Origin of the sequence: Pseudomonas emilianonis (assembly GCF_023072625.1) — a bacterium.
Classification (GTDB): Bacteria; Pseudomonadota; Gammaproteobacteria; order Pseudomonadales; family Pseudomonadaceae; genus Aquipseudomonas; species Aquipseudomonas paraveronii.
This window is the reverse complement of the sequence record NZ_JAKNRV010000174.1, coordinates 1-10,635: the sequence shown is the minus strand read 5'-3', so window position 1 is coordinate 10,635 and position 10,635 is coordinate 1. Positions and strand designations below refer to the sequence as shown.

Genomic DNA, 10,635 nt, shown 5'->3' with positions numbered 1-10,635 from the left:
GCAGCGGGTGCGGCGGGCGCAGCGGGTTTCACGCCACCGCCCAGCGCGGTTTCCGGCAACGGTTGGTACTCGATGGCTGCCGGTGTCTTGGCTACGTCCGTGACCGGCTTGGGCCCGGTGACATACGCCAGGCAAATCATTGCCAACGCGCCCACCGGCAAGGTCCAGGCATATTTCTGGCTGTTATGCCGGGTGTTGAAGTAATGCCGCACCAACACCGCTGCCACGGCAATCCCCGCCAGGATCAGCCAGTTGTACTGGCTGCCGTAAGTGCTCGGGAAGTGGTTGCTGATCATGATGAACAGCACCGGCAAGGTGAAGTAGTTGTTGTGCCGTGAACGCAGCAAGCCCTTGGCCGGCAGGGCCGGGTCCGGCGTGCGGTTCTGCGCGATTGCCGCCACCAGCGCGCGTTGCGCCGGCATGATGATGCGGAACACGTTGCCGACCATGATGGTGCCGATGATCGCCCCCACATGCAGGTACGCGCCCCGGCCGCTGAACACTTTGCTGAAGCCATACGCCGCTGCGATCAATAGCACGAACAGGGTCAGGCCGAGCAGGGCAGGGCGTTTGCCCAGGGCCGAGTCGCAGAGAAAGGAGTAGATGAACCAGCCAGCGAGCAGTGAGCCGATGCCCAACAACACGCCTTCGGTGCCGCTCAGGCTGCTGCCAGGGGCGAGCAGGTACAGCGTAGGGTTGAGGTAGAACACCACGCACAGCAGCGCGACGCCCGACATCCAGGTGAAATAGGCTTCCCATTTGAACCAGTGCAGGTTGTCCGGCATCGTCGGCGGGGCCAGTTTGTATTTTTCCAGGTGGTAGATACCGCCACCGTGGATCGCCCACAAGTCACCGGCCAGGCCGTCCTTGGGGTTGACGCGATTGAGGTTGTTTTCCAGCCAGACAAAGTAAAACGACGCGCCGATCCAGGCGACGCCAGTGATCATGTGAACCCAGCGCACGCTAAGGTTCAGCCATTCCAACAGATGTGCTTCCACAGTCTTTACCTCTCGCTTGTCGCCCTTGTTGTCGGGTGATCAGGCCTTCTCTTATCGGTGGGGGGCGAGGATCAACCGCTCATCCTCTTTGAAAAAATGCTCATCGCAGTTATTGCCGGTGCCACTGCGATCAACCACCAGGAAGTCATCCCGCTTTTCGATCGTCAGCACCGGGTGGTGCCAGACGCCGCGATGGTAATTAATGCCCTGCCTGCCGTTGGTGACGAAGGCGCGGACCAAGCCTGATACCGGTGCATCGCCAAGTGGCGCGACCACGATCAGAAAGGGGTTGCCGAGCAGCGGTATGAACGCCTGGCTGCCCAGCGGGTGTCGCTCCAGCATGCACACGGTCAGCGGCATGTCCTGCGCGTCGGCGCGGAAAATGCTGATGATGGCGTGGTCTTCCGGCGTTGCGGTTTCGACCGTCGCCAGTTTGTGGAAGCGCATGGTCGAACCGTTGTTGATCATGAAGTGATCGCTGCCGTCAGTTTCGATAACGTCTCCGAAGGGGGCGAAGGCTTCTTTGGTCAGGGGTTCGATCATCAGTGTGCGCATGGCTGTCTCTTATCCGAGTTCTGTGTTGTTTGATCTGCTTTTGTGGCGAGGGAGCTTGCTCCCGCTGGAGTGCGAAGCGCTCCCATTGTTTTGGGGCCGCTTCGCGACCCAGCGGGAGCAAGCTCCCTCGCCACGGGGGTTCACCGCTTACTTCGAAACCTTGCCCAATACTCGCAGGCGGCTCACACCACCATCCGGGAACACATTCAGGCGGATATGGGTAATCGGCCCCAGCGCCTTGATCTGCTCGGCGAAGGTGTGTTCGGCGTGCATTTCCAGCTTCTGCGCCGGCAGCAGTTCGCGCCAGAACAGCGATTGGGTTTCGATCTGGCTGTCGGTGCCGCCTTTGACGAAGGCGGCCTGGATCGAGCAAGTGTCCGGGTAGTTGCCCTTGAAATGCAGGGTGTCGACGATGATTTTTTCGATCTCGCCCGCATGGCCCAGCGCGACGATCACCCAGTCATTGCCTGGCGTGCGACGGCGGGCGGTTTCCCAGCCATCGCCCATGTTGACGCCACGGCCCGGATTGAGGAGGTTGCCCATGCGGCCGAAGTGTTCGTCGGAGCAGGCCAGGGCGCGGCCGCCGTTCAGCGCGGCAGCCAGGTCGACCTGTTCGTTGTCGCCCACCGCCGACCAGTCGCGGAACGGTACACCGTACACACGCAGACGGGCCACGCCGCCATCCGGGTAGATGTTGAAGCGCAGGTGGCTGAACGCCTGGTCGTGGTTGATTGCGTGGTAGTGGTGGCTGTTGCCTTGCAGTTCGACGGCCGACAGCACTTCCACCCACTCGGTGCTGTCGTCCGGCTCGCCCGAGGCCAGGAAGCAGGCTTCCAGGGAGGCCGACGGCGGGAAGTTACCGGTGAAGAATGAAGTGTCGATGTCCACGCCCTTGATCGAGCCGGCTGCGCCCAGTCGGATCACTGCGCTGTCGTAGCCTTCGAAGCGTTTGCGGCGTGACTCCCAGCCGTCCATCCACTTGCCGTTATCATCGAAAACACCCTCCTTCCACACAGCCGGGGTCGGCTGGAACAGGCGGTTGGCGTCGGCGAACCAGTCATCGGTCACCGAGATGATCTTGGTGCCGAGGCGGGCGTCGGCGAGGTTGACGAACTTCTCGAACGGTAAGGGTTGCGCTTTCATTCTTCTTGTCTGCCTTGGATAGAGTGGCTGGGGATGGTCGTTTAGAGGGTCAGTAAGCGGAACAGCGCGATCTTGTTGATCTCGTCCAGCGCGCACTTGAACTCGGTGTCCACCGGGTTATGGATGCGCGATTCGAACGCGTTGATGATCTGATGCCGGTTGCTGCCTTTTACCGCCATGATGAAGGGAAACTTGAACTTGGCTTTGTAGGCCTCGTTCAGCTCGGTGAAGCGTGAGAACTCTTCGGCCGTGCATTGGTGAATACCGGCGCCGGCTTGTTCCTGGGTGCTGGCTTCGGTCAGTTGGCCCTGGATGGCCGCACGGCCGGCCAGGTCCGGGTGAGCGTTGATCAGTGCCAGTTGCCGGGTGTGATCGGCGCTCAAGAGGATGTCGCTCATGCGCTGGTGCAGGGTTTCGACCGCGTCGATCGAAGCGTCCTGGCCCAGGTCGAAGGCCTTTTCAGCCACCCATGGCGAATGTTCGTAGATGTCGGCAAAGGCGCTGATGAATGCATCGCGGCTCAGGCTCGACGGTTTCAAGGTCTGGAACGCGGTCATTGCGCCGCTCCCTTGTAAGGGTGCGTGGCGTGCCAGTGACGGGCAATGTCGACACGGCGGGTGAACCACACCTGTTCATGGCCCTTGGCGTATTCGATAAAGCGTTTCAACGACGCAAGGCGCGCCGGGCGGCCGATCAGGCGGCAGTGCAGGCCGATGGAAAGCATCTTCGGCGCGTCGGCCCCTTCGGCGTAGAGCACGTCGAACGCGTCTTTGAGGTACTCGAAAAAGTCATCGCCCTTGTTGAAACCCTGCACCTGGGTGAAACGCATGTCGTTGGTGTCCAGGGTGTAAGGGATCACCAGGTGCGGCTTGCCGGTGGGGTTGTTGGGTTCCCAGTAGGGCAGGTCGTCGTCATAGGTGTCGCAGTCATAGAGAAAGCCGCCTTCCTCCATCACCAGGCGCCGCGTGTTCGGGCCGGTGCGGCCGGTGTACCAGCCCAGCGGGCGTTCGCCGGTCAGTTCGGTGAGGATGCGGATGGCTTCGAGCATATGCTCGCGTTCCTGGGCCTCGTCCATGTACTGGTAGTCGATCCAGCGATAGCCGTGGCTGCAGATCTCATGGCCGGCGGCGACCATTGCACGGATCACGTCCGGATGGCGCTGGGCGGCCATGGCCACGGCGAAGACGGTCAGCGGGATATCGAATGCTTTAAACAATTTGAGGACGCGCCACACGCCGGCACGGCTGCCGTATTCGTACAGCGATTCCATGCTCATGTTGCGCTCGCCCTGCAGCGGCTGGGCCGAGACCATTTCCGAAAGGAAGGCTTCGGACTCTTTGTCGCCGTGCAAAATATTGCGCTCGCCGCCTTCTTCGTAGTTGAGTACAAAAGACAACGCGATGCGTGCCTTGCCCGGCCAGTGGGGGTGAGGAGGGTTACTGCCGTAACCGATCAGGTCGCGTGGGTAGTCAGCGCTCACTGCAGTCTTCCTTCTTGTGCGTGGTAGCGGTGTGTGTGGCGGCCGGGCAGTGGAAAGACTGAGTGGCGTCACAGTGATGAGTGATTGTATACAACTTATTGCCCACTTTGTAAGCCTGGATTTCTGCCTTTTTTCCGCCACGCTCACCTTCAAGGGTGTAGCAAGAAACTTGCCTGACTGGTCAGCTAATGGACAAAAGGTTGTTTAAAAGCAAGGATTACTCGTGAATCGGCCGGTCGAGCAAGGTCGGCCGGAGGATCGTGGGGTTTGTGATTTTTATTGTGTACAATTTTTTTAAAAAGTGTCTTAATTAGCCGGCGCCGGCTTTTTCGCTGCACAAAAAAAGTGCGACATTCACTTCTACTGACCTCGGGAGGCGCGTACACGCCATGGGACGTTTGACCACACACGTTTTGGACGCCGCTCACGGCTGTCCCGGCAGCACCATCAAGGTTGAGCTGTACCGCGTCGACGGCGCGCAACTGGAGCTGGTTGCCAGCGCTGTGACCAACAGTGACGGTCGCTGCGACGCACCGTTGCTCCAAGGCGACGACTACCGCAGCGGTGTGTACCAGCTGCAATTCAGCGCCGGCGACTATTACCGTGCCCGTGGCGTGCAATTGCCAGAGCCGGCCTTCCTCGACGTGGTGGTGCTGCGTTTCGGCATCAGCGCTGAACAGGATCACTACCATGTGCCCCTGCTGATTTCGCCCTACAGTTACTCCACCTACCGCGGTAGCTGAGCGCCACCCCAAAGCTCTTCGCTGGTTTTTCGCCCGCCCACACGGCGGGCTTTTCATGTCGCTTGCGCGTGCAACTATCTAGCGCCTTTTGCACGGAGGCACTGCCTAGGCTGGGCGTTTTCCTCATGCAGAAGAAAACACCATGACCTCGTCCCCCGATCACGCGAGCGTTTCAGCCGATACCGTTACTGCCGACGACCCGGACCTCGCTGCCCAAGCGCAATCGCAGGCGATTCGCGAACAGTTGAAACGGCGAATCAACGCCCATACCCATCCCAGTCGCCTGATCAATCAGATCGGTCTTGCCGACGCGCGCTGCATCACCGCGACGCGGACACTGGCACGCCTGATAGGACGCTCGCCCAAAGTTTTGACGGTCATTCGCGCCGAGCTGCGCAAAGCGTTCGAGATGGACCCGGACCACCTGTTGTTCACCGAGCCCAAGCCGCCAGCCGTGCCGCGCAAAGTCGACAGCCTGACCGATCGGGCGCTGGCGTTGCTGGTCCTGCCGACGGTGGTGATCAACGTCAATCAATTCACCACCCTGAGCGTTAAAGACGAGCCGAACCGGCGCTTGCCTTATACGCCGCTGGAAGCACTGCGCCGTGTGATCGCGCTGAGGCTGTTTGAGCGCCTGGCCCATGCGGTCAGCGTCTATTGGGACGCCCTGGCGCAGGGTTCCTGGCTCACTCGCCGGGAGCGCTGGGTCGAGTTGCACAAGGTGCTCTTCGCCGACCGGGCGTTTATGGCGCGGCAACTGGAGCAGCTATCGAGTGCGGCATTGGACATGGTTCAGGCCCTGATCGATGCCCCCACCGCCGAGGCTCGCCAGCGTGCGGGCGGGGCTTGGGCCACGCTGCAAGTGGGGCAGTTGCTGTGGCCGGGTACGCCTTCGGTAGCGATTCCCGGCGTCTTGCATCTTTATCGCGAAGGCGACTCCAGCGAGGCACCGCATGTGGTTTATCTGCCGGGAGAGGGCTGCAACTTCTACGAGTACCCGTCCTACACGGCCCTGCAGGACGGCCTGCTGGTGTTGGACCGGTCCCGGTTCCACGCGCTCTGGCAGTGCTTGCCGCTGAGTCGGCGCAATGACTTATGCCGGCCAACAGTCTTGTCTGCGGCACACCGCTTTGTTCGCGGCCTGCCGCTGATGGACGACGCGCTGACGCTGTGCGCCCAGGCGTTGCTGACCGGGCAATGGAGCAACGAGCTGGCTTGTGCGGTGAAGATCAATTACGCGCACGTGTTTTCTGAACAACGGCCTCGGCCTCAGCCGCTGGACGCCGCACCTTTTCTGGCACAGGTGGAGGGGGCGAGGCGGCAACTGGTCGGTGGCGCTCGGCTCGGCGTTATTGGCGATCAATTGCTCAACTGGGATCGACAACGACGAGGCGCAGAAATCATCTTCGCCAGCACGGCGTCCGGCCTGGCTCTGCGCACCGCTGAGCATCAGGTCAAACGCTACGAAAAAGCGCTGGTTGCGCTGCTGGTCCCGGACGATCCCTGCGCCGACACGCTTGCGTACCAGATAATCGTGGCGCTGGTGGGCCAACTCAAGGCGCATGCCGAGGTGTTGAAGACACTGATGCGGGATGGGCAGCATCGGTTGCTCGATTTGGCTTTTTGGGCCGAGCGTCCCGACGGCGCGGGTACGCCCAGGCGCGTGTCGCTGTTCATGCGCACCCAAACCGAGGCCCTGCGCTGCGAGGTTGAGTTGCAACACCGGCTCAAGCTGATCAGTACGGCGCATCGCGACCTGATGATCGACGTGGTGGAGCACCCGTCGCCCACCCAACGCCTTGGCAGTCAGACCCGAGTCCTGTCGATCGCGGTGGGCAGCGAACCGGACGCGTTTTACGCCCTCCATAACGTGTGGGTGGTGACCACGGCAGCGGCGGTAAGGCGCCCGTCGCGCCAGCTCCCGGTGGTGGTGTACGCGTTTGGAATCGAAGGCGGGGTCAAGGCGTTTGCCGGACTGGACGCCTTGACCCAAAGCCTCAAGGCGAGCCTGAGCAGCCTTGACGACTCGGTGCTCTGGGGCTGCGTCGAGCACGATAAGCGGCGTGACTTACGCGCACATGCGGCCTGTGGAACCCTCGGCGTGCGCTACGTTGAGATCAAGGGCAAGCCTGCGCTGGTGGCGCTCAAGAAACTGCTGGGCTGCTACGCCCGCTTGAAACAAAGCCGCGAAGACATCACGCGTATTTTCAGTGAAGTGACGGATGCCGAGCTCAGCCGTTCGCTGCTGATGGTCGAGCTGGAAGAGCAACTGAATATTCCGCTCAATAACGCCCTGAGCCAGGCTCTGGCCAATATCGAGCTGCTGCGCACGGCGGCGTCTGACGCGAAGAAACTGCCCACTTGGTTGGCGCACGCAACACGGGCCCAGCGTAGAGCCTTCAAGCGCTTGCTGCGGCTGTACCTGGGCAGCGCCTTTGCGTTTAAAGGCCGACTTGGGCAACGCCTGCCTGACCTGGATACATTCGCCCGGCGCGCGTTGATCGCCCGTTTGCGCCAGGATGGTTTCTTCCCGCTGTTGGACATCGACCAACCGTTGATTGATATGCCGGATGATGTCCACGGTGCGTTTTGTGGATGGATCAGCGGCTGTACGGTAGGTGATCGCAACATCGTGCTGACCCCAACCGCAGCGCGCACGACCTTCAGCCTGCTGCAACTGACGCTGCATAACCTCGACCCACTGGCGCCCTGGACCGCTTGGCGATTCAATCGCGCGCGCTATCTGCAACCTGAGTGGAAGCAACGCCTGAATGCCGACTACTTGACCCGTATGGTGTCTTCGCTGGATATCGGCGGTCAGTACGACACCGCGATCAACCGGGTTTTTTATCCGCGTATTGAAGCCGACCGCGCGCTCAGCAACGGGCGGATTCGCGAACTGTTGAATCGCGCCTTGCGCGCGGGCTTTGAGTATCACCGGTTCTGCGCGACTCTGCAGGGGCTGACGGCGACTGCACAAAGCGTATTCAAGACCGCGATGGCGGCCCGCACACCGCAAGACCTGTCGAACAACCAGCACCAGTTGCAGCTGTACGTGGTTCATCTGGTGGGCCACACGATGCAGCATGATCGCTATGTCGCAGGGATCGTGGTGGTGCATGACCGGCGCTCCGAACTGTGCCTGGTTTACTGGCCCGATGCGCCGTCGTCCCTGGTCCTGACCGAGTACGGCAGCCTGCAACGGGCCCATGCTGAATTGAACCGCATCGGCGCGTTACCGGATAACGTCAAGGCGCTGGCGCGGCAGGTCGCACCGGGCTGGGCATTCGAGGCGATCCCCCAGCCTGCGGAGGGCGGCGGTGCACACGTCCAGGCTGCAAAAACGCTTAAAGCCATACCGGCTTTTTTCATGGCGAAAGGGATCTGGCGCGGGATCGAGTTTGTTCGTTCATTCAGCATCAAGCACCTGGAGCCTGCGGCGGTGCTTGAGGAGATCGAAGCCCAAACCCTTGAGCAGATCGCCAGTGATCCGCAGGACTGGCTGGGGTTTGTGGCTACGCCCCACAGCAACGCCGAGGCGTTGCTCTACCACGCCAGCGTGCTGGATTTGCAACGGCGGACCCAAGCCGCCAGCCATTCCGGCAAGGCGTTGGCGAGCTATCGAACCCGCCGTCTGAGTGAGCAGGGCGACACCCGCGTGCGGGCGGTGGTGGGGTTTTTCTCGCCGTTGCACGGGATGTTCAATGACTTCTATGAGTTGCTGCGCGTATCGCGCAGTTATCACCGTTTCGGCGACCCCCACGATGCGGTCGATGTGGGTTTTATGAGCGCCTTTATGGCGATCGACCTGCTGCTGAACTTAATCCCCGGCCCGAAGAAGGTGGGCCGTGCCGGCGCAGGTATTGCGCGGCCGGTGCTGAGAGGGTTGCTGGGGCGCTTACATCGTTTGCGGATGACGGTACACAGCGGGGTTTCCCGCACGGCACCGTCCCCCGTGACCCAGTTGAAAGCCTTGGAACGGTTCAAAATCAAGGGGGTGCCGGAGGGCGCCATTGCGCTGAAAGGGCCGGGTGAGTCGGGCGTCTATGTGAAAAATGGTGAGCCCTTTGTGGCGGATGACACGCACTATTACCCCCTTTACCGGCGTGGGAACGAACCGGTATTTCGCCTGAAAAACACGCAGGCGCCGGGGCAAGACGAACTGATTTTGCACCTCCATCAGCCCAAGGAATGGTCACTCGGCGCGGACGCCCCGCAACCGGTGGCGGGCACAAGTTCCGGCGTGCTCAACCCATGGCGCGCGCCTGCGACGCCACCGCCGCCCGACTGGTGGCCCGCGACTGCACGGGTTGCTACGGAAGACGCCATTCGCCAGTCATCCACGACGTCGAGCTACTGGTCGAATTGGCGGACTTCACTTCAGAGCCCGGATGCGCCTTCTCTGGTTCCCGACGTGTTTCATATTGCGTCGGACACCCGAGGGTTTCCCCACAATGTCCTTCGGGTGGCCCCGCCGAATACCGGCGTGATGGACCCTATGAGCGGCTATTACAGGATGCTCCCTCAGGGTGATCAGGCGCCGTTGGACGGCATCGTGTTTATCCACAGGAATGAGCCAATGGTGTCATTGGCCAGTTTTGACATTGAGCGCTGGACCAGCGTGGATATTCTGGAGCAGCCTTTCCCGGTGACGCGTAGCCCTGCGGGTGAATGGCTGGTCCATGCGCCCCTGTTCGATAAGCCTTTGCCGGAGTATGTGGGCGCGGTGTTCCCCACCATGACGCTCTCCAGTCGACAGTTTACCGCCGCAAGGTTGATTGAGTTGGCAGGCCCATCCCGCCCGGCAACGGCCACGCATCTGCTCAATATCCGTGCGACGTTGGACAACTGGTCGCCTCCAGCCCCCGCGAGGGCGGGTCAGACGGATGATTTGCTGAGAATGCTGCGGTCCACCGAAAGGGGCAAAAGAACCTTTCACGTCGGTTTTGACGGCAAGGCACCGGGCTTCACTCGCGTCGATTTCAAGGTGACCGACTTGGACCCGGCGCTGCGATCCGGCGGCCGCGAGATGGGACCTCGGCGAGACATTGCACAGTGCGCGGCGATCAAGCGTGTGCTGGAACAACAGGGGTTCAGCGTCGAGGAGCTTTTGGTAAGGCACGGCAACAAGACCACCCGTGAATTATTCGTGACTCATCCTCTTTCCGGTTCAAACCGGGTGTACTACGTGTCCGTTCATTGGCTTGAGCTGGGGTCTATCAAGTTGGAACGCCGGCTGACGGATCGTTGGTTCAATATTGCGATCAGCAATAATCCGACGTCGGTGGCGTTTGCTGCCGTCAAGAGTGCGATGAACGACAAGCGCCTGTTTCGAATCGTAGCGGGCGTCCAATGGCCTACTGCAGGGGACGCCCTTCCGAGCGTCTATTTCGCCAAAGTGACCCCGTCCTAGCGGTTGATCAGCGACGCAACGCCAGCGGCCCCGAACAGCCCGGCACTGGTGCGGTTGAACCAGCTCTGGCCGTTGCCGCTGCGCAAATACCGCGCAGCACCGTGGGCGCCAAGACCGTAGGCGAGCTTGCACAGCAGGTCGAGTACGGTCCAGGTGGCGATCATGACGAGCAACTGCGGCAGAAACGGCCGGTCGCTGCTGAGGAACTGCGGCAGGAAGGCGGCGAAGAACAGGATGTCCTTCGGGTTGCTGGCGCCCAGCACAAACGCACGGCCAAACAAGGCGCGAAAACGCGGCGTGGCG

Annotated in this window: 8 protein-coding genes; 2 read left to right on the top strand and 6 right to left on the bottom strand. The window is 61.3% G+C overall.

Going from position 1 to position 10,635, the window contains the following annotated elements; genetic code table 11:
- The 5 genes from L9Z73_RS17575 to puuE all read right to left on the bottom strand — a co-directional run.
- Window positions 1–998 (bottom strand): urate hydroxylase PuuD (locus L9Z73_RS17575; protein ID WP_247403398.1); only part of this gene is annotated, 998 nt, incomplete at its 3' end.
- 51 nt (window positions 999–1,049) lie between these two features.
- A complete protein-coding gene (locus L9Z73_RS17570; RefSeq protein ID WP_247403395.1) occupies window positions 1,050–1,553 on the bottom strand; it encodes an ureidoglycolate lyase in 504 nt (167 codons plus the stop codon).
- Between the two features lie 147 nt (window positions 1,554–1,700).
- Window positions 1,701–2,696 carry an allantoicase gene (gene alc / locus L9Z73_RS17565; RefSeq protein WP_247403392.1) on the bottom strand — a complete coding sequence of 332 codons (996 nt, stop codon included), beginning with the start codon at window positions 2,694–2,696 and terminating at the stop codon, window positions 1,701–1,703.
- Between the two features lie 41 nt (window positions 2,697–2,737).
- Complete coding sequence (gene uraD / locus L9Z73_RS17560) at window positions 2,738–3,253, bottom strand: 2-oxo-4-hydroxy-4-carboxy-5-ureidoimidazoline decarboxylase (RefSeq protein WP_247403389.1); 516 nt, start codon at window positions 3,251–3,253, stop codon at window positions 2,738–2,740.
- Window positions 3,250–4,176, bottom strand: a complete 927-nt coding sequence (gene puuE / locus L9Z73_RS17555) for an allantoinase PuuE (protein WP_247403387.1) — start codon at window positions 4,174–4,176, stop codon at window positions 3,250–3,252. The genes uraD and puuE overlap by 4 nt, the downstream gene beginning before the upstream one ends.
- Before the next feature lie 389 nt (window positions 4,177–4,565).
- Between puuE and uraH the strand changes: the two genes are divergently transcribed.
- Window positions 4,566–4,919 carry a hydroxyisourate hydrolase gene (uraH, locus tag L9Z73_RS17550; protein ID WP_247403384.1) on the top strand — a complete coding sequence of 118 codons (354 nt, stop codon included), beginning with the start codon at window positions 4,566–4,568 and terminating at the stop codon, window positions 4,917–4,919.
- A gap of 142 nt (window positions 4,920–5,061) precedes the next feature.
- Entirely contained in the window at window positions 5,062–10,332 is a 5,271-nt protein-coding gene (locus tag L9Z73_RS17545) for a dermonecrotic toxin domain-containing protein (protein ID WP_247403381.1), read from the top strand.
- Here the strand turns inward: L9Z73_RS17545 and L9Z73_RS17540 are convergent.
- The coding region (locus L9Z73_RS17540; protein WP_247403378.1) for a LysE family translocator at window positions 10,329–10,635 on the bottom strand (307 nt) is incomplete at its 5' end. The genes L9Z73_RS17545 and L9Z73_RS17540 overlap by 4 nt on opposite strands.